Annotated in this window: 16 protein-coding genes and 1 pseudogene; 10 read left to right on the top strand and 7 right to left on the bottom strand. The window is 68.7% G+C overall.

Going from position 1 to position 19,216, the window contains the following annotated elements:
• Positions 1–89: 89 nt before the first annotated feature.
• Positions 90–1,526: an aldehyde dehydrogenase family protein gene (locus tag BM013_RS07660; RefSeq protein ID WP_093124839.1), complete on the top strand. Its 1,437-nt coding sequence runs from the start codon at positions 90–92 to the stop codon at positions 1,524–1,526.
• A gap of 13 nt (positions 1,527–1,539) precedes the next feature.
• Here BM013_RS07660 and BM013_RS07665 read toward each other — a convergent pair whose 3' ends face one another.
• Positions 1,540–3,117, bottom strand: a complete 1,578-nt coding sequence (locus tag BM013_RS07665) for an ABC transporter permease/substrate-binding protein (RefSeq protein WP_093124842.1) — start codon at positions 3,115–3,117, stop codon at positions 1,540–1,542.
• Positions 3,118–3,228: 111 nt separating this feature from the next.
• On the opposite strand from BM013_RS07665, the gene BM013_RS07670 reads away from it, so the two are divergent.
• The gene (locus BM013_RS07670; protein ID WP_256221419.1) at positions 3,229–4,422 is read left to right on the top strand and encodes an ROK family protein; all 1,194 of its coding nucleotides are present in this window, start codon (positions 3,229–3,231) and stop codon (positions 4,420–4,422) included.
• Here the strand turns inward: BM013_RS07670 and BM013_RS07675 are convergent.
• The 4 genes from BM013_RS07675 to BM013_RS07690 form a co-directional block, all read right to left on the bottom strand.
• Positions 4,358–6,157, bottom strand: coding sequence for an Ig-like domain-containing protein (locus tag BM013_RS07675; RefSeq protein ID WP_093124844.1), 1,800 nt, complete (start codon positions 6,155–6,157; stop codon positions 4,358–4,360). The genes BM013_RS07670 and BM013_RS07675 overlap by 65 nt on opposite strands.
• A 234-nt stretch (positions 6,158–6,391) precedes the next feature.
• Complete coding sequence (locus tag BM013_RS07680) at positions 6,392–7,780, bottom strand: phospholipase D-like domain-containing protein (protein ID WP_093124847.1); 1,389 nt, start codon at positions 7,778–7,780, stop codon at positions 6,392–6,394.
• A gap of 46 nt (positions 7,781–7,826) precedes the next feature.
• Positions 7,827–8,516 (bottom strand): glutathione S-transferase family protein, encoded by a 690-nt coding sequence (locus tag BM013_RS07685; RefSeq protein WP_093124849.1) that lies wholly within the window; start codon positions 8,514–8,516, stop codon positions 7,827–7,829.
• Between the two features lie 36 nt (positions 8,517–8,552).
• Complete coding sequence (locus tag BM013_RS07690; RefSeq protein WP_093124852.1) at positions 8,553–9,674, bottom strand: 5-methyltetrahydropteroyltriglutamate--homocysteine S-methyltransferase; 1,122 nt, start codon at positions 9,672–9,674, stop codon at positions 8,553–8,555.
• Positions 9,675–9,820: 146 nt separating this feature from the next.
• Between BM013_RS07690 and BM013_RS07695 the strand changes: the two genes are divergently transcribed.
• From BM013_RS07695 to BM013_RS07730, 8 genes are all read left to right on the top strand, one after another.
• The gene (locus BM013_RS07695) at positions 9,821–10,966 is read left to right on the top strand and encodes an aromatic ring-hydroxylating dioxygenase subunit alpha (protein WP_093124854.1); all 1,146 of its coding nucleotides are present in this window, start codon (positions 9,821–9,823) and stop codon (positions 10,964–10,966) included.
• Entirely contained in the window at positions 10,963–11,736 is a 774-nt protein-coding gene (locus tag BM013_RS07700) for a GntR family transcriptional regulator (protein WP_093124856.1), read from the top strand. Before BM013_RS07695 ends, BM013_RS07700 begins: the two co-directional genes overlap by 4 nt.
• Positions 11,737–11,775: 39 nt before the next feature.
• Positions 11,776–12,792 (top strand): PDR/VanB family oxidoreductase, encoded by a 1,017-nt coding sequence (locus BM013_RS07705; protein ID WP_093124859.1) that lies wholly within the window; start codon positions 11,776–11,778, stop codon positions 12,790–12,792.
• Positions 12,793–12,961: 169 nt separating this feature from the next.
• Positions 12,962–14,146, top strand: a complete 1,185-nt coding sequence (locus BM013_RS07710) for an ABC transporter substrate-binding protein (protein ID WP_093124861.1) — start codon at positions 12,962–12,964, stop codon at positions 14,144–14,146.
• 41 nt (positions 14,147–14,187) lie between these two features.
• Entirely contained in the window at positions 14,188–15,060 is an 873-nt protein-coding gene (locus BM013_RS07715; RefSeq protein WP_093124864.1) for a branched-chain amino acid ABC transporter permease, read from the top strand.
• Positions 15,060–16,076 (top strand): branched-chain amino acid ABC transporter permease, encoded by a 1,017-nt coding sequence (locus tag BM013_RS07720; RefSeq protein WP_093124867.1) that lies wholly within the window; start codon positions 15,060–15,062, stop codon positions 16,074–16,076. The genes BM013_RS07715 and BM013_RS07720 overlap by 1 nt, the downstream gene beginning before the upstream one ends.
• Positions 16,073–16,834, top strand: coding sequence for an ABC transporter ATP-binding protein (locus BM013_RS07725; protein ID WP_093124869.1), 762 nt, complete (start codon positions 16,073–16,075; stop codon positions 16,832–16,834). Before BM013_RS07720 ends, BM013_RS07725 begins: the two co-directional genes overlap by 4 nt.
• Complete coding sequence (locus tag BM013_RS07730) at positions 16,827–17,531, top strand: ABC transporter ATP-binding protein (RefSeq protein ID WP_093124871.1); 705 nt, start codon at positions 16,827–16,829, stop codon at positions 17,529–17,531. Before BM013_RS07725 ends, BM013_RS07730 begins: the two co-directional genes overlap by 8 nt.
• On the opposite strand, the gene BM013_RS07735 is transcribed toward BM013_RS07730, so the two are convergent.
• Together BM013_RS07735 and BM013_RS07740 are read right to left on the bottom strand one after the other, a co-directional pair.
• Positions 17,528–18,202: a DsbA family protein gene (locus tag BM013_RS07735; protein ID WP_093124874.1), complete on the bottom strand. Its 675-nt coding sequence runs from the start codon at positions 18,200–18,202 to the stop codon at positions 17,528–17,530. The two genes, BM013_RS07730 and BM013_RS07735, sit on opposite strands and share 4 nt — an antisense overlap.
• Positions 18,196–19,107: pseudogene (locus BM013_RS07740) on the bottom strand (MBL fold metallo-hydrolase); the annotation flags it as partial. The pseudogene BM013_RS07740 and the gene BM013_RS07735, both read right to left, overlap by 7 nt.
• Positions 19,108–19,216: the final 109 nt, after the last annotated feature.

Genomic DNA, 19,216 nt, shown 5'->3' on the forward strand with positions numbered 1-19,216 from the left:
ACACTTCCTTATTTCCCCTGTCCCCTTTCCGCAGCCGGAGCCTCAACGCTCCGGCTTCTTTCTTTCCATCGAGCAGCAAGGAACACCCCATGCAGAACTTCGACAACCTGATCGCCGGCGAATGGCGTGCCGGCGCAAGCTACAGCGCCAACATCAACCCCAGCAACCTGTCCGACGTGCTCGGCCAGTACACGCAGGGCGACGCATCGCACGTCGATGCCGCCGTGGCCGCCGCCACCGCCGCCTTCCCGGCCTGGGCCACGGGCAGCATCCAGGCGCGCTCCGACGCGCTCGACAAGATCGGCACCGAGATCCTCGCGCGCAAGGAAGAGCTGGGCACGCTGCTGGCGCGCGAAGAAGGCAAGACCAAGGCCGAAGGCATCGGCGAGGCCACGCGCGCGGGCCAGATCTTCAAGTTCTTCGCGGGCGAATGCCTGCGCCTGTCGGGCGAGCTGCTGCCGTCGGTGCGTCCCAACATCGGCGTGGAAATCACGCGCGAGCCGGTGGGCGTGGTCGGCCTGATCACGCCGTGGAACTTCCCGATCGCCATTCCCGCCTGGAAGATCGCGCCCGCGCTGGCCTTCGGCAACTGCGTGGTGTTGAAGCCCGCCGACCTCGTGCCGGGCAGCGCCTGGGCGCTCTCCGAAATCATCAGCCGCTCGGGCATTCCCGCGGGCGTGTTCAACCTGGTGATGGGCCGCGGCAGCGTGATCGGCGAGGCGCTGGTCAAGCACCCCGGCATCCACGCGATCAGCTTCACCGGCTCGGTGGGCGTGGGCCGCAACATCGCGATCCAGTGCGTCACTAACCACAAGAAGGTGCAGCTCGAAATGGGCGGCAAGAACCCGCAGGTGATTCTTGACGACGCCGACCTCGCGCAGGCCGTGGAGCTCAGCGTGCAGAGCGCGTTCTATTCCACCGGCCAACGCTGCACCGCGTCGAGCCGCCTCATCGTGACCGAAGGCATCTACCCCAAGTTCATCGACGCGATGAAGACGCGCATGGCCAGGATCAAGGTGGGCGATGCGCTGGCGCAGGGCACCGACGTGGGCCCGGTCTCTTCGAAGTCGCAGCTCGATCAGGACATGGAGTACGTTGCCATCGGCAAGGGCGAAGGCGCCACCTTGGCCGCCGGCGGCGAGCTGCTGAAGCTGGAGACCGACGGCTACTACATGTCGCCCGCGCTCTTCAGCGAAACGGCCGCCGCGATGCGCATCAACAAGGAAGAGATCTTCGGCCCGGTGGCCAGCGTGATCCGCGTGAAGAACTACGAAGAGGCACTGGCCACGGCCAACGATACCGAGTTCGGCCTGTCGGCCGGCATTGCGACCACCTCGCTGAAGCACGCCACGCACTTCAAGCGCCACAGCCAGGCCGGCATGGTGATGGTCAACCTGCCGACGGCGGGTGTGGACTATCACGTGCCGTTCGGCGGTCGCAAGGGTTCGAGCTATGGGCCGCGTGAGCAGGGCAAGTACGCGCAGGAGTTCTTCACCACCGTGAAGACGGCCTACACGCTGGCCTGATCTCCAGGCGTCTTCAAGGCGAAGGCAGCGAGCTCGGCGGAGCTTGCCGCCTGCGGCGCATCAGGAACTCGATGAGTTCGAAGATCGCCTCGCTCAGCAACGCCAGCGTGGCGGCCGGCAGCGCCCCCGCCATCAGCAACTCCCGGTCGTTGAGCGCCAGCCCCGTCACGATGCGCTCACCGAACCCGCCCGCACCGATGAAGGCGGCGATGGTCGCGGTGCCGATGGCGATGGCCGTGGCCGTTCGCACGCCCGCCAGCAAGGTCGGCAGTGCGAGCGGCAACAGCACCAGCTGAAGGCTCTGCGGCGGGGTCATGCCCAGCGCGGTGCCGGCCATCCGCAAGCCGTTGGGCACCTCGGTCAGGCCCGTGACCGTGTTGCGCATGATCGGCAGCAGCGAGTACAGCGTGAGCGCAATCAACGCGGGCAGGGCACCGATGGCGCCGAGCATCGAGATCAGCACCGCCAGCAACGCCAGCGACGGCACGGTCTGCATCAGGCTTGCCATGCCCAGCACCACCGCGCGCAACCGCACATGCGGAAACACCAGGATCGCGATCGGCACGCCGATGAGGATGGCAATGCCCACCGACAGCGCCACCAGCAGCAGGTGCTGGCGCGCGAGCTTCCACAGGTCGGGGCCGAAGAGCTTGGCCATGAAGCCGCGCCGTTCTTCCTTGCGCTGCGCGTTCGGGTCCGCCTTCGCGTCCTTGCCGCTGCTGGCGAGGAAGTCGCGCGCGATCACGTCGAAGGGCACGCTCTGCAGCTCGGCGCGCGCGTTCATCGCGATCATCGCGTGCTCGTCGACCTTGCCTTCGAGCGTCTTCAGCGCGGCCCAGGCCTGCGGCAGGCGCGTGGGCAGGTCGAGCTTGTAGAGCACCACGGCGTCGTAGCGCGGAAAGTACTTCTTGTCGTCTTCCAGCACACGCAGGCCGAGGTGGTCGATCTTGGCGTCGGTGGTGTAGATGTCGATCACGTCGATCTGCTTGGCGGCCACCGCGTCGTAGGCCAGGCCGTGGTCCAGGCCGCTCGGCGTCTGCGTGTAGCCGTAGCGCGCGGCCAAGCCCTTCCAGCCGTCGGCGCGGCCGATGAATTCGTTCGACAGGCCGAGCTTGAGCTCGGGGTGCTTCGCCAGGTCGCTCAGGGTGCGCAGGCCCAGCCGGTCGGCGTCGGCGGCGCGCACCGCGAGCGCATAGCCGTCGTTGAACCCCAGGGGAATCGCCACGCCCAGGCCGAGTGGCGCCAGCGACGCGTTCATGGCCTCGCGCGTGTCGGCGGGTGAACCCTTGAGGATCTCCTGCGCGATGGTGCCGGTGTATTCGGCATAGAGGTCGATGGCGCCCGAGCGCAGTGCCTCGTACACGATGGCCGTGTTGCCCAGCCCCTGCCGCACGACGGGCGCAGAGGCGGTGTGCGGCGCTGCGGTCTGCGCCAGCAGCTCGGCCAGGATGTACGACTCGGTGAAGCGCTTGGAGCCCACGCGCAAGGTGTCGTCCGCGGCCTGCGCGGCGCCGGCCATGCCGAACCCCGTGAGCGAGAGCAGCAAGGCGAAGCGCCAGAAACGGAGGCGGAGGCAGCGGGGCAGGTGCATCGCGGGCAGTTTATAGACAACGCCGCATTCGGCGTACCCGCCAATCTCCTACACGCCGTCGTGCGCGCAACCGATGCGCCGGGGTGGTGGGCGGGCGCATCATTCCGCTTCATGAAGTCTTCTCCCTCCAAGGCTGCGAAGCCTGAAGCCGCCGGCACCAAACTCGCCAACCCTGCCGACCGGCCCGATCCCTTGCCCCCCACCGACGTGCACGGCCTGCGCGACCTTCCCGGCGTGCACGTCGAGGGCTACAGCCTGCAGCTGCGCGACAAGGACGGCTTCGTCGGCGACCAGGCGAGCCAGACCGCCTTCAGGGAACTGCTCGAGCGCTGGCGCAAGCGCCGCCGCAAGAAGGGCAAGGATCCGCTGGGCGACCTGCACTCGCGCGACCTCAGCAAGAAGGCGCTCGACCGCGTGCTCGGCGCGAAGAAGGCGTCGGAGGCCGGCGATGTGATGCACGGCGTGATCGAGGAGTTCACCGAGGAACTGGCCTCGGTGATCCAGCGCTTCCTGCGCCAGCCCTCATGGCACAAGGTCGAGCGCATCGTCATCGGCGGCGGTTTTCCCGAGAGCGACGTGGGCGAGCGCGCGGTGCTGCAGACCGGCGCCATCCTGGAAGAGCTGGGCCAGCACGTGCAGTTGGGCCGCCTGTCGCACAACGTGGACGACGGCGGGCTGATCGGCTGGGTGCACCTGACGCCGCCGGCCCTGCTGCGCAAGTACGACGCCATTCTTGCGGTGGACATCGGCGGCACCAACGTGCGCTGCGGCATCGTGAAGACGCGCTACCGCAAGGCGCACGACTTCTCGCGCGCGGAGGTGGTGCGCCGCGTGAAGTGGCGCCATGCCGACGAAGGCCCCAACCGCAGCCACATGGTCGAGCACATCGCCGACATGCTGATGGACATGGTGCGCTACAGCGAGCGCAAGAAGATCCGGCTCGCGCCCTTCATCGGCATCGGCTGCCCGGGGCTCATCCGCTCCGACGGCTCCATTGCGCGCGGCGCGCAGAACCTGCCGGGCGATTGGGAAAGCCACGCCTTCCACCTGCCCACGGCCGTGTGGCGCCGCATGCTCACGCTGGGCTCCGACCCGATGCTGGTGCTGATGCACAACGACGCGGTGGTGCAGGGCCTGAGCGAGTTGCCCTTCATGCGCGACGTGAAGCACTGGGGCGTGCTGACCATCGGCACGGGGCTGGGCAACGTGAGCTTCAGCAACACGCCGACGCCGGACGAACTCAAAGAGGGGAAGAAGCCGGCGGCGGGGCGGAAGAAATCGAAAGCTGGGGCGTCACGCGCGTGATCGCGGACACGCTGGCGATGTTGCCCGCCGCGTCGACGGCGCGCGCCTCGATGTTGGCGTAGCCGGCGGCCGACGGCGTCCAGCGGCAGGAGAAGGGCGCAGCCTGCAGGCTGCACACGGTCTTGCCGTCGACGATGAAGCTCAGCTGCGCCACGTTGGCCGAGGCATTGGCCTCTAGTTGCGCAGGCGCCCTGGCCGCGGCGGCGGGCGGCACCGTCATCGCCACGGCCGGTGGCACGGCGATGGCAGGCGGCTGCACGATGACGTTGGCCGACGCCACCGCGGTGTTGCCCGCCGCGTCCACGCCGATGACGCGGATCGTCTGCACGCCCGGGCTGCCCGGAGTCCAGCTGCAGGTGTAGGGCGGGGCGGTGAAGGTGCAGATCGGAATGCTGTCGTTGCCCAGCACCTTGACGCCCCACACGCCCACGTTGTCGACCACGGCCGGCGCGATGAGCGTGGGCTGGCCCACGGTGGCCGTGGACGGCGCGGCCAGCGACACCGTGGGCGGCGTCACGTCGATGCCGCCGAGCGCCAGGGCGATGGTGAACATCGCCAAGCCCTGCACGGCCTTCTGCTCGAACGCGTCGAAGATGGTGAACCAGCTCGCGCCCGGCGCGCGGTTCGGCGCATGTGCTTTCACCAGCAGCGTGGTCTTGCCCACGGCGAAGCAGCTGAAGCCGCAGTCCCAGTCGAACACGAAACGGCCCGATGCGTCGGCCACGCCCGTCACCAGCATCACCAGCGGCTTGCCCGCGCCCGGGTTGCGCCACACCGACACCTGCGCGCCCGCCAGCGCGGCGCCGCTGTCGCGGTCGGTCACGCGCACCTGCGTGGCGGTGGTGCCGGCCATGAACTTCGAGCTGCCGAGCTTGGGCCAGTCGGTCCAGTCGGTGTCGATGCTGGCCTTGGTGCCCGGCGTGAAGCGGATCATTTCCAGCGTGGCGATGCGGTTGGCGGCCGGGTCGCGGCGCTGCTCGAACACGGTGCCCAGCAGCGGGTCGAGGCGCCAGTTCTGCCGCGTCCACCAGTAGCGGTCGCCCTCGTCGGCCAGAGCCAGGTCGACGATGGGCGCGACGCCGGTGGTGTCGGTCACCGCAACGCCGTTGTAGTACTCGCCCGCCCCGGCGCCGAACACGTGCTCCAGCTCGTGCAGCAGCGTCTTCAGCTGGCGGCCGAGGTAGTCTTTCTCGGTGGACTCGGGCGCGGCGGCGCTGGGCGCGCGCGACAGCCGCAGCGGGTCGTGGATGGCCACCCAGTTCAGGTTCCAGGCCACGCCCTTCTGCGGAAAGGTCCAGCTGGTCGACAGGCCGCCGTGGCTGTAGCCGCGTTTGGACTTGGAGATGCAGACCACCACCTCGCCGTTGACCAGGCCGTTGTAGCTGCACTGCGGCGCCGCGGCGGGCGGCACCAGCTGAAGGTCGGTGCTGGGGTCGAAGACGAAGCTGCGCACGGTCTCGCGCGTGAACACGGTGTTGACGTCGGCCACGTACTGCGCGAGGCGGCGGGCGGCTTCGGCGGGGCCGATGTCGGCGGCCAGCTCGGGGTCGGCGATGAACTTCAGGCGGTGCACGCTGGGCGCGGCACGGCCGACGTCGTCCATGGCGGCGAAAGCGGGCGCCATTCCAGACAGCGCGAGCAGAACTGGTAGCAGCAGCGACCGCTTCACCAGGGTCGCCAGCATCGGCACGGTCAGTGGGCTCAGCCGTGCACGCAGCGAGAAGAAGGCTCGCATCGGTCGTTCCCCGGCGTGGGGGCGTGAAACTCGAACGGACGGCGCCTTGGGTGGGCACTTGCGACGTGCCGGGCCCCGGGCGGACTGCCCCGCAACGCAGGGGGCTCCGGGAACTCGCGCGGCCGGCCGGGACTTACGCTCGCGGCAGGCTGGCGTGTCAACCACCGAAACCGGTGGAGATTTTAGTATTCACGTTCTGTTTGTTGCACAAGCGTTGCATTTATGCACGAAACATTACAGCTGGAAAGCTACCGTCAGCAGCAGCCCTTCGGCCACGTCCCGCACCAGCCCCGGGCGCCGCGCGCGGTAGGGCTCGCCGGCCGAGGCGGTGGTCTCGATCCACTCGGCCAGCCATTCGATTTCGTCCACGCCGTAGAACACCACCGCCGCCTCGTGGTTCAGCAGCAGGCTGCGCAGGTCGAGGTTGATCGAGCCGCACAGCGCCAGGTCGCCGTCGACCACCACCGCCTTGGCGTGCGCCATGAACGGCAGCATGCGAAAGCTCACGCCCGCGCGCGCCAGGTCGCGCATGGCGCGTGCGCGCACGAAGTCGGCCAGCCGGTGGTTGGACTGCGCGGGCATCGCGATGGTCACCTGCACGCCGCGCCGCGCGGCCAGCCGCAGCGCGTCGCGCAGGCCGTCGCCGGGCACGAAGTAGGGCGTGATCGCCAGGATGCGGTGCTCGGCGCGAAAGCACGCGTCGATCAACAGCGCGTGCGCCGTGTCTTCGGTCTGGTCGGGGCCGCTCGGCAGGAACTGCGCCATGGCCGTGCCCGGTCCTTCGGGCGCGTCCTCGCAGGTGATGGCGCGCGCCTTGCGGCTGCGCACCGAGGCCCAGTCGTGGTCGAACTGGCGCGCCGCGGCCGCGGCCACGCTGCCGCGCAGGTCGAACGACAGGTCGTGCCAGGCCTCGGGGTGCGCGTCGTTGCCGGTGAAGTATTCGCCCGCCAGGTTGCGCCCGCCCGACCACAGCCAGCTGTCGTCGGCGATGGTGAACTTGCGGTGGTTGCGCAGGTTGCGCGGGCCGATGCGGCGCAGGCTGAAGAAGGGGCGGAACACCGCCACCTCGCCGCCGGCCGCGCGCAGCCGGTCGAAGTGATGGCGCGGCAAAGAAAGGGCGCCGAAGCCGTCGAGCAGCACGCGCACCTTGATGCCTTCGCGCGCGCGCTTGGCCAGGCGCTCGAGCACGGCGTGGCCGAGCGCGTCGTTGCCGATGATGAAGGTGCACACGTCGATGCGCTCGCGCGCGCCGTCGATCACCTGCCACAGCGCCTCGCGCGCGGCCTCGCCGTCGGCATGCATGCGGATCTCGCTGCGCCCCGGCGGCGCGAGGCCGAAGCTCTCGATCAGGTCGGCGGCCCAGTGGCCCGGCGGCACCGAGCGCGGCGGCCGCGGCGAGCCGGCCGGGCGCAGCTTGCGCTGGCCGAACAGCAGGTACATCGGCAGGATGAAGTAGGGCATCAGCACCAGCCCCATGACCCAGGCGATGGCCGTGGTGGGCGCGCGCTGCTCGCGGCGCGCGCGGGTGGTCAGCACATAGACGAGCAGCGCGAAAGTGACGACGAGGAAATGCTGCGAGGGGGAGGGCAGCCAGTCGAACCGCGAGACGCTTGCAGTAGGCATGGGTCGATGATGCCTCAGCGCTGCGCCGCCGCGCGCGCGAACCCCTTCAGCGCTGAAGGAAGGCCGGCACGCCCCGCCCCTGCGAGGCCAGGAAACGCATCATCGGGTCGACCACCGCGCGCACCGCGGGCCGCGCGCCCACGCGGTCGCGCCAGGCCACCAGGCGCGGCGTGGCGCCGGTCATGCCGGCGCCCTTGCGGTCGGCGAACACGTGGGCCATGTAGAAGGCGATGTCGGCGAAGGAGTAAGGGCCGGCCAAATACTCGCACTCGCGCGAGGCCAGCAGGCCTTCCAGCTCTTCGTAGAAGCGCGCGCAGGCGGCGCAGGCCGCGACCGCCGGGGCGCTCTTCATGTCGTGCTGCAGGCCGAAGAGCCGGATGACGTTGGGAAAGAAGACCTCGTCCGACTTCTGTTCCAGCTGCCGCGCGCGGGCCCGCTCGGCAATGCCCGCGGGCCACAGCGCGAGGCTTTCGGGGCCGGGGTAGCGGTCTTCGAGGTACTCGGAGATCTGCGTGGAGTCGAACAGCGCCACGCCGCCGTCGATGTCGTCGGTCAGCACCGGCACCTGCTGCTTGACCGGGTTGACCCGAAGCACCTCGGGGTGCTTGGGCTCGTAGGCGTCGTCGGTGGTGAAGGGCACCATGACCAGTTCGAAGGGCACGCCTTTTTCGCGTGCCGCGATCTCGACCTTGGCGCCGAACATGCTGAGGGGACCGGAGTAGATGTGAGTCGTCATGGGCACCGACTTGACCAGAAACCGCCCCTCAATGCATCAGGTCGTGCCCCAGACTTCCTGTGCCGTCTCGACCACCAGGCGCAGCTTGGCGCGCTGCGCTTCCACCGCGATGTTGTTGCCGTGCACCGTGCTGGAGAAGCCGCACTGCGGCGACAGCGCGAGCTGGTCGAGCGAGGCGTACTTGGCGGCCTCGTCGATGCGGCGCTTGAGCTCGTCCTTGTCTTCCATCTGGCCGAACTTCGTGGTCACCAGGCCGAGCACCACGGTCTTGCCCTTGGGCAGGTAGCGCAGCGGCTTGAAGTCGCCCGAGCGGGCGTCGTCGTATTCCATGAAGTAGGCGTCCAGGTCCATCTCCTTGAGCAGCGCCTCGGCCACCGGCTCGTAGTTGCCGGCCGCGGCGTGCGTGCTCTTGAAGTTGCCCCGGCACAGGTGCATGGCCAGCAGCATGCCCGGCGGCTTCTGCGCCACCACCTTGTTGATGAAGGCGGCGTAGCGGTGCGGCAGTTCGTTCGGGTCGTCGCCGCGCTTGCGGGCGGCTTCGCGCATGTGCTCGTCGCACAGGTAGGCCAGGTTGGTGTCGTCCATCTGCACGTAGGTGCAGCCGGCCGCGGCGAGCGAGCGCAGTTCGTCGCCGTAGGCCTTGGCCACGTCGTCGTAGAAGGCCGGGTCGAGTTCGGGGTACGCGTCCTTGCTGATGCCGGCGCGGCCACCGCGAAAGTGCAGCATGGTCGGCGAGGGGATCGTCACCTTGGGCATGTTGCCGGCCGACACCTGGCTCTTCAGGTACTGGAAGTCGGCGAGCTGGATGTCCTTCACGTGGCGGACCTTGTCGATCACGCGCATCGCGGGCGGCGCCAGTTCCTCGGTGCCGTCGGGCTTGCGGATGGTGACTGGAATGTCGGTCTTCACGCCGCCGAGCTGGTCGAGGAAGTCGATGTGGAAGTACGTGCGGCGGAACTCGCCGTCGGTGATGCTCTTCAGGCCGATGTCTTCCTGGAACCGGACGATCTCGGTGATGGCCTTGTCTTCGACCAGGCGAAGCTGCTCGGGCGTGATCTCGCCCTTGGCCTTCTGCTCGCGCGCTTCGAGCAGGTACTTGGGGCGCAGGAAACTGCCCACGTGGTCGTAGCGGGCGGGCAAGGCGGCGTGCTGTGACATGGATGACTCCGTCGTGATTTGGGGGAACGAGCGGGCATCGTATCGCCTTCGGAATGCCGTTGACTGTATACAGATGACTCGGTGTTTACCCTTGAAAGTCGCCTTCAGGCTGGAAATTCGCGAATTTCTGTATACATTGGGTATTCATGAAAACGCCCACGACCGCCTTTCCGCTGAACGCCTGGTACGCCGCCGCCTACGACGTCGAAGTGCGTCACGCGCTGCTGCCGCGCACCATCTGCAACCAGAAAGTGGTGCTGTTCCGCCGCACCGACGGCCAGGTGGCCGTGCTGGAGGACGCCTGCTGGCACCGGCTGATGCCGCTGTCGCTGGGCCGCCTGGAGGGCGACGAGCTGGTCTGCGGCTACCACGGGCTGGTCTACAACAGCCAGGGCCGTTGCACCCACATGCCGAGCCAGGAAACGCTCAACCCCTCGGCCTGCGTGCGCAACTTTCCGGCCGTGGAAAAGCACCGCTTCGTGTGGATCTGGCCCGGCGACCCGGCCAAGGCCGACCCGGCGCTGATTCCCGACATGCACTGGAACGACGACCCCGCCTGGGCCGGCGACGGCAAGATGATCCGCGTGAACTGCGACTACCGCCTGGTGGTCGACAACCTCATGGACCTGACGCACGAGACCTTCGTGCACGGCTCGTCCATCGGCAACCGCGAAGTGGCCGAGGCGCCTTTCGTGGCCACGCACGGAGACCGCTCGGCCACCGTCACGCGCTGGATGGAGAGCATCGACCCGCCGCCGTTCTGGGGCGGCCAGATCCGCCATGCGCGCGGCTACACGGGCAAGGTCGACCGCTGGCAGATCATCCGTTTCGAAGGCCCGTGCACGGTGAACATCGACGTCGGCGTGGCCGAGGCCGGCAGCGGCGCGGTGCCCCGGGGCGACAACCCCGGCGACCGCAGCAAGGGCGTCAACGGCTACGTGCTCAACACCATCACGCCCGAGACCGACAAGACCTGCCTGTACTTCTGGGCCTTCTCGCGCAACTACTGCCTGGGCGAGCAGCGCCTCACGCACGAGCTGCGCGAGGGCGTGGCCGGCATCTTCCGCGAAGACGAGCTCGTGCTCGAGGCGCAGCAGAAGGCCATGGACGACCACCCCGACCACCAGTTCTACAACCTCAACATCGACGCCGGCTCGATGTGGGCGCGCCGGCTGATCGACCGCCTGATCGAGAAGGAAAAGCCCGCGCGCGCGCCGATCCCGATCCGCCCCGTGGACGCAGTGGACGCCGTGGCCACCGTCCAGAACCAGAACCAGAAGCAGGCCGCATGAAGGTCGCGGCAGTCTCCAGCGCCGAGCCCGGCGACAGCGGCAGTTCGCAAGGCGTGAAGGCGCAGTTGCGGCTGCGCGAGATGATCCTGGCGGGCGAGCTGCCCGGCGGCGCGCGCATTGCCGAAGTGGCCATCTCCGAGCAGCTCGGCGTGTCGCGCACGCCGGTGCGCACGGCGCTGATGCGGCTCGAGCAGGAAGGCCTGCTCGAGGCGCTGCCCAACGGCGGCTACGCGGTGCGCACGTTCTCCGAGCGCGACGTGGCCGACGCCATCGAGCTGCGCGGCACGCTCGAAGGCCTGGTCGCGCGGCTCGCGGCCGAGCGCGGCGCGGCGCCCGTGGTGCTGCGCGAGGCGCGCGCTTGCCTGCAGCGCATCGACGAGCTGCTGCGCGAACCCGCGCTGGACGACGCGGCCTTCTCGCGCTACGTGACGCACAACGAGCGCTTTCACTCGCTGCTGTGCGAAATGGCGGGCAGCCCCGTCATCGCGCAGCAGCTGGAGCGCGTGGTCAACCTGCCGTTCGCGTCGCCTTCGGGCTTCGTCATCGTGCAGGCCAATTCGCCCGCCGCGCGCGACATGCTCGTCATTGCGCAGGACCAGCACCTGCAGGTGCTCGACGCCATCGAGTCCGGCGAGGGCTCGCGCGCCGAGGCGCTGATGCGCGAGCACAGCCGCATCGCGCGGCGCAACCTGCGCGAGGCGCTGCACGGCACGCCCACCGCCGAGCAGCGCCCGCTGCCGGGCGTGCAGCTGATCCGCCGCCGCGGCTGAGCCGGCGTTTTTTCCTTTCCTGCCTTTGGTGTTCCCCCGATGAAAAGCGATCTTCAATGGATGCAGGCGCAGGTCGTCGCGCTGCGCGACGTCACGCCCACCGTGCGCGAGTTCGAACTGCGCCCCCGGCGAGAGGGTGAGGGCGAGGGCGAGGGCGAGGGCGGCCTGGCCGGCGCCTACGAACCCGGCGCCCACCTGCAGGTGCAGGTGATGACCGCGCAAGGCAGGCTGCAGACCCGCTCGTACTCGCTGGTCGGCGAGGGCGACGGCCGGTGCTGGCGCATCGCCGTGAAGCGGCTGGACGACGGCCGCGGCGGCTCGCTCGCGATGTGGCGGCTGGCTGTGGGCGACCGCCTGCAGGTGAGCGCGCCGCAGAACCACTTCGGGCTCGACCTCTCGGCGCCCGGCTACCTGCTGGTGGCGGGCGGCATCGGCATCACGCCGCTGGTGCTGATGGCGCAGCGGCTGGCGGCGCACGCAAGGCGCACCGGCGTGCCGGTGAAGATGCTCTACGGCGCGCGCAATGCCGAGGAGTTCGGCTACCTGGCGCACCTGCGGGACGCATTGGGCGAGGGCGTCTCGGCCCACGAAGGCTCGGCCCCCATCGACTTCGCCGCCGCCATTGCCGCGCTGCCGGCCGGCGGCCAGCTCTATACCTGCGGCCCGGTGCCGATGCTCGAGGCCGTGAAGCGCGCCTGGCATGCGGCCGGCCGCCCCATCGCGGACCTGCGCTTCGAGACCTTCGGCAGCAGCGGGCGCCTGGCCACGCAGTCGTTCCAGGTGTGCATTCCGCGCCACGACCTGACCCTCACCGTGCCGGCCGACTGCACGCTGCTCGAGGCGCTCGACGCGGCCGGCGTGCAGACACTGTGGGACTGCAAGCGCGGCGAGTGCGGCCTGTGCGCCATGGACGTGATCGCCGTGGACGGCGAGATCGACCACCGCGACGTGTTCCTCAGCGAGCACGAAAAGCAGTCGACCACGCGCATTTGCGCCTGTGTGTCACGCGCCGTGGGTACGCTCACGCTCGACTCCGCGTACCGCGCCGACAGCTGACGCCGCCGCCGCGGCGCCGGCCACCTTGCGCGATGATCGCGCAGTTCATTTATTGATCGCGCAACAAAGGCCCGAGAGGGGCCCAGGGTAGGTGATTGCCTGCTCCGCCGAATGTTGCAAAGTGTTGAAAATAGCCCCGGTTTCGAGTTCCGTCCCTGAAGGAAAAATCATGCAAAGACGCCATCTCATCCAGACCGCCGCCCTGTCGGCGCTTGCGGTTTCCACGGTTCTTTCGGTCCCGCTGGCCAGTGCCCAGGACAACAAGTTCAAGATCGGCCTGATCCTGCCGATGACCGGCCAGTCGGCCTCCACCGGCCGCCAGATCGAAGCCGCCGCGCGCCTGTACATGGCCCAGAACGGCGACACCGTGGCCGGCAAGAAGGTCGAGCTGATCGTCAAGGACGACACCGGCCTGCCCGACGTCACCAAGCGCCTCGCGCAGGAACTGGTGGTCAACGAGAAGGTGAACGTGCTCGCCGGCTTCGGCCTGACGCCCCTGGCGCTGGCCGTGGCGCCCATCGCCACCCAGTCGAAGACGCCCCAGCTCGTGATGGCCGCGGCCACCTCGAGCATCACGGAGGCCTCGCCCTACATCATTCGCTCGGGCTTCACGCTGCCGCAGGTGTCGGTGCCCATGGGCGACTGGGCGCCGAAGAACGGCATCAAGACGGTGGTGACCCTGGTGGCCGACTACGGCCCGGGCAACGACGCCGAGAAATTCTTCAGCGAGCGCTTCCAGCTCAACGGCGGCAAGGTCATCGACAAGCTGCGCGTGCCGCTGCGCAACCCCGACTTCGCGCCGTTCCTGCAGAAGGTGCGCGACGCCAAGCCCGACGCGCTGTTCGTCTTCGTGCCCTCGGGCGCGGGCGCGGCCGTGATGAAGCAGTTCCTGGAGCGCGGCATGGACAAGGCCGGCATCAAGCTGATCGCCACCGGCGACGTGACCGACGACGATCAACTCAACGACATGGGCGACGGCGCGCTGGGCGTGGTCACCTCGCACCACTACTCGGCGGCGCACCCGTCGGCCATGAACAAGAAGTTCGTGGAGTCCTTCGAGAAGGCCAACCCCAAGCTGCGCCCCAACTTCATGGCCGTGGGCGGCTATGACGGCATGCGCGTGATCTACGAAGCGCTGAAGACCACCAAGGGCCAGGGCGGCGGCGAAGCGCTGCTGGCGGCCATGAAGGGCCAGGTCTTCGAGAGCCCGCGCGGCCAGATGATGATCGACGCGCAGACCCGCGACGTGGTGCAGGACGTGTACCTGCGCAAGGTCGAGAAGAAGGACGGGCAGCTCTACAACGTCGAGTTCGACGTGATCAAGAGCGTCAAGGACCCGGGCAAGACCAAGTAAGCGCATCGCAAGCGTTCGAAGACGGAGCTCCTGACCACAGCATGCTGACCATTCTTTTCGACGGCATCGCCTACGGCATGCTGCTGTTCGTGCTCGCCGTCGGCCTCGCCGTGACGCTCGGGTTGATGAACTTCATCAACCTCGCGCACGGCGCCTTCGCCATGGCCGGCGGTTATCTCACGGTGTTCGCGATGCAGAAGCTGGGCCTGCCTTTCCTGGCCTGCCTGCCGCTCGCGTTCATCGTCGTTGCATTGGCGGGGGCGGTGCTCGAGCGCACCCTCTACCGGCCGATGTACGGCAAGCCGCACCTGGACCAGGTGCTGTTTTCCATCGGCCTCGCGTTCATGGCGGTGGCGGCGGTCGACTACTTCGTCGGCTCGTCGCAGCAGAACGTGCAGCTGCCCGAATGGCTGCGCGGGCGCACCGAGATCGGCGACGGCGCGCTGATGCTGGGCATGGGCCACTACCGGCTGTTCATCATCGGCGTGTGCGCGGTGCTCACCGTGGTGCTGCAACTGATTCTTTCCAAGACCCGCTTCGGCAGCCGGCTGCGCGCCGCGGTCGACGACCCGCGCGTGGCGGCGGGGCTGGGCATCAACGTGAATGTGGTGTTCCTGCTGACCTTCGCGGTGGGCTCGGGCCTCGCGGGGCTGGGCGGCGCGCTGGGCGCGGAGATCCTCGGGCTCGACCCGACCTTCCCGCTCAAGTACATGATCTATTTCCTGATCGTGGTGTCGGTCGGCGGCACCTCGTCGATCACCGGGCCGCTCGCGGCGGCGCTGCTGCTGGGCATTGCCGACGTGGCGGGCAAGTACTTCATTCCGAAGATGGGCGCGTTCACCGTCTACCTGCTGATGATCCTGATCCTGATGTGGCGGCCGCAGGGCCTGTTCACGCGCAAGGGAGGCCGCTGATGGGCACGCCTTCCTCCGCCGATTTCCAGTCGGCCCTGTTGCGCAAGGCGCGCTGGCACCCGGTCGAGTTCGTGGTCTGGGCGGTGGCCTTCGCGCTGCCGCTGGTCATGCCGTCGCATTCGCTGCTGGTCAACGAGATCGCCATCGTCGCGCTGTTCGCGATGTCGCTCGACCTGATCCTGGGCTACACCGGCATCGTGTCGCTGGGCCATGCGGCCTTCTTCGGCTTCGGTGCGTACGCGGCGGCGCTGTTCGCCAAGCTCGTCATGCCCGACCCGACCGTGGGCCTGGTGGTGGCGACCGTGCTGTCGGCCGTGCTGGGCCTGGTGGCGAGCGTAACCATTCTGCGCGGCAGCGACCTCACGCGGCTGATGGTCACGCTGGGCACCGCGCTGCTGCTGCTCGAGCTCGCCAACAAGCTCGACTGGCTGACTGGCGGCGCCGACGGCCTGCAGGGCGTGGTGATGGGGCCGGTGCTCGGCCTGTTCGAGTTCGACCTGTACGGGCGCACGGCCGCCTGGTATTCGCTGGCCGTGATGCTGGTGCTGTTCCTGCTGATGCGCCGCCTGGTGCATTCGCCGTTCGGCGCCACGCTGAAGGCCATTCGCGACAACCGGCTGCGTGCCATGGCCATCGGCATTCCGGTGGTGTCGCGCCTCGCGGTCATCTACACCATCGCGGCCGGCGTGGCCGGCGCGGCGGGTGCGCTGCTGGCGCAGACCACCGGCTTTGCCTCGCTCGACGTGCTGGCCTTCGACCGCTCGGCCGACGTGCTGCTGATGCTGGTCATCGGCGGCGTGGGCTGGCTGTATGGCGGCGTGGCGGGTGCCATCGTGTTCAAGCTGCTGCAGACCTGGCTGTCGGCCGTGACGCCGCAGTACTGGATGTTCTGGATCGGCCTGATCCTGGTGGTGATGGTGCTTACCGGGCGCGAGCGCCTGCTGAAGCCGTGGTTGTGGTTCGGCATGGGCAAGAAGACAGGCAAGACAAAGAGCGCGAAGGGGGGCACGGCATGACCGACACCGTGCTTTCCACCCATGGCCTGGTGATGCGCTTCGGCGGCATCACGGCCACCAACAACGTGACGATGGAGCTCAAGCGCGGCGCACGCCATGCGCTGATCGGGCCCAATGGCGCGGGCAAGACCACGCTCATCAACCAGCTCACGGGCGTGCTCACGCCGACCGAAGGCCGCATCACGCTGCTGGGCGAGGACATCACCCGGCTCGCGCCGCACAAGCGCGTGGCGCGCGGGCTGGTGCGCACCTTCCAGATCAACCAGCTGTTCGATTCGATGACGCCGCTGGAGACGCTGGCGCTCGTCGTGTCGCAGCACCAGGGCATCGGCGCGCAGTGGTGGCGCCCGCTCGGCGCGAGCAAGGCGATTGCCGAGCGCGCGGCGCAGCTGCTCGAGCAGTTCCACCTGAGCGACGTGGCGCAGCAGCAGGTGAAGCACCTGGCCTATGGCAAGCGCCGCCTGCTGGAGATTGCGATTGCGCTGGCTTGCGAGCCGCGCGTGCTGCTGCTCGACGAGCCCGTGGCGGGCGTGCCCGCCGGCGAGCGCGAGGAGTTGCTGCAGACCGTGGCCGCGTTGCCGGCCGACGTGTCGGTGCTGCTGATCGAACACGACATGGACCTGGTGTTCAGCTTCGCCGACCGCATGACGGTGCTGGTGAACGGCACGCTGCTGACCGAGGGCGACCCCGAAACCATCGCCAACGATCCGAAGGTGAAAGAGGTCTATCTGGGCCACGGAGAAGCTGCCCATGTCTGAGCTGCTGCGCATCGAGAACCTGAGTGCGGGCTACGGCGAAGCCGTGGTGCTGCACGACGTGGCGTTCGCGCTCGGCGAGGGCCAGACGCTGGCGCTGCTGGGCCGCAACGGCACCGGCAAGACCACGCTGATCAACACGCTCGCGGGCGCCACGCGCCAGCACGGCGGCAGCATCACGCTGGGCGGGCAGGCGCTGCACAAGCTGGCGCCGCACCAGCGCGCGGCGGCCGGCATCGGCTGGGTGCCGCAGGAGCGCAACATCTTCAAGTCGCTCACGGTGCACGAGAACCTCACGGCCGTGGAGCGGCAAGGCAAGTGGAACCCGCAGCGCGTGTACGAGATGTTCCCGCGCCTGGCCGAGCGCAAGACCAACCTGGGCACGCAGCTTTCGGGCGGCGAGCAGCAGATGCTGGCCGTGGGCCGCGCGCTGGTGCTCAACCCCAAGCTGCTGCTGCTCGACGAGCCGCTCGAAGGGCTCGCGCCCATCATCGTGGAAGAGCTGCTGCGCGCCATCCGGCGCATCACGCAGGACGAGGGCCTGGCCGCGATCGTCGTGGAGCAGCACCCGCAGGCGATCCTCGCGATTTCCGACGAAGCCGTGGTGCTCGACCACGGCACCATCGTGCACACCGACCGCGCCGCGACGCTGCGAACCCAGCCGGAAGTGCTCGACCGGCTGCTGGGCGTGGCACGCTAGACCAGCTCGGCCAGCCGCGCTTTCCAGTCTTCGGCGCGGCCCAGCCATGGGCCGATGTCGATGCGGCTGGCGCGGCCGTCGGCCTGCGACAGCACGAAGGTCGGGAAGCCCTGGCCGCCCGCGCGCTGGAGAAACTGGCGGCTCGCGGCAATGTGCTGCGCGGTCGCCGCGCCGGACAGGCTCACGTACGCATCGCCGAAGGCCTTGGCGTCTAAGCCGAGCTCGGCGGCCAGCGCACCGAGCACTTCCACGTCGGCGATGCGCCGGCCCTCGACGTAGTGCGCGCGCTGCAGGCGGTGCACCATGTCCAGCCCGCCGCCTTCGCGCAGCGCCTCGGCCGCGAGGATGGCGGTGGTCGGCGGCTCGGAGTCCATCACCGCATCGGTGTCGCGCAGCAGGCCCTCGAAGTAGCCTTCGCCGAAGGGCTGGCCCGTCATCTCGGCGATGCGGCGGTCGTGCGGCATCACGTAGTCGCGCCACTGCGGCGTGATCGCGCGGCGGTTGGCGCCGGTCATCATGCCGCCGCCGTGGAACGCGACCCGCAGGCCGGGCACGCCGCGCGCCGCATCGACCAGCGGCGCGGCGGCGTAGCACCAGCCGCACAGCGGGTCGAAGATGTAGTGCAGGGTGGCGCCCTGGCGTTCGTCCGGCGTGTCGTTCATTGCGGCCATTTCATTTCTCCCTTGATGACCTTCGCGCCGAGTTCCAGCGACGAGGCGTCTTCCAGTGTCGGGTAGCGCTTCTTCATTGCGGCGATCAGCGCGGCGGAGTCCTTGGCCTTGGCGGCTTCGGTCTCGAAGGCCTTCAGGTAGCCGCGCGTGAACTTCACCGAGGCCGGCGAGTATGGCGCCGAGCCGTTGGCGTTGGGCAGGTAGTGGCCGGGCACCACGGTCTTGGGGTGCAGCGCCTCGATGCGGCCCAGCGTCTGGATCCAGTCGCGGCGCGACGCGGGCGTTTGCGTGTCGGCCACCCAGACGTGGATGTTGGCCGAGACGGGAATGCCACCGACCACGGCCTTCAGCGAAGGAATCCACGCGAAGCTGCGCTCGGGCGTGGGGCCGTCGAGGCCGACGACCTGGATCTTGCGGCCTTCGAGCACGAGGCTGTTGCCCGTCAGCGGCTCGGGCACGACCAGCGTCTTGGGTGCGTTGTCCTTCAGGATCGGGCCCCAGTGCGCGAGCTTGCCGTCCTTCGAGGCCTGGATGGCGGCCACGGTCTGCGGCGTGGCGACGATCTTCGCGTCGGGGAAGGCGGCCTGGACCACGTCGAGGCCGAAGTAGTAGTCGGGGTCGCTGTGGCTGATGTAGACCGTGGTGAGCTTCTTGCCCGTGGCCTTGATCTTCTCTACCAGCGCCTGCGCGTCGTTGCGCTGGAACTGCGCGTCGATCAGCACGGCGTCGGTCTGGCCGGTGACGATTTCCGATGACACCGGGAACATCGACCTGGCGCCGGGGTTGTAGACGTCGAGCTGGAGCGGCGCGGCGGCCGGGGACGCCTGTGCTGCTTGCGCGAGAAGCGGCGCGAGGCTCAGCGTGGTGGCGAGGGCGGCGGCGGACAGGAGGGCTCTGCGGAACATAGGGGTCTTTCGTTGGGGTGACAGCACGGACACTTCGACTGTAGGTTGCGCGAATTGAATCAAAAACCCGCTCCGAGGCAATGAATAGTTTCGAATTCCGGTCGAATGC

The sequence above is a fragment of the Variovorax sp. OK605 genome (genome assembly GCF_900115445.1).
In the GTDB taxonomy this organism is placed as follows: domain Bacteria; phylum Pseudomonadota; class Gammaproteobacteria; order Burkholderiales; family Burkholderiaceae_C; genus Variovorax.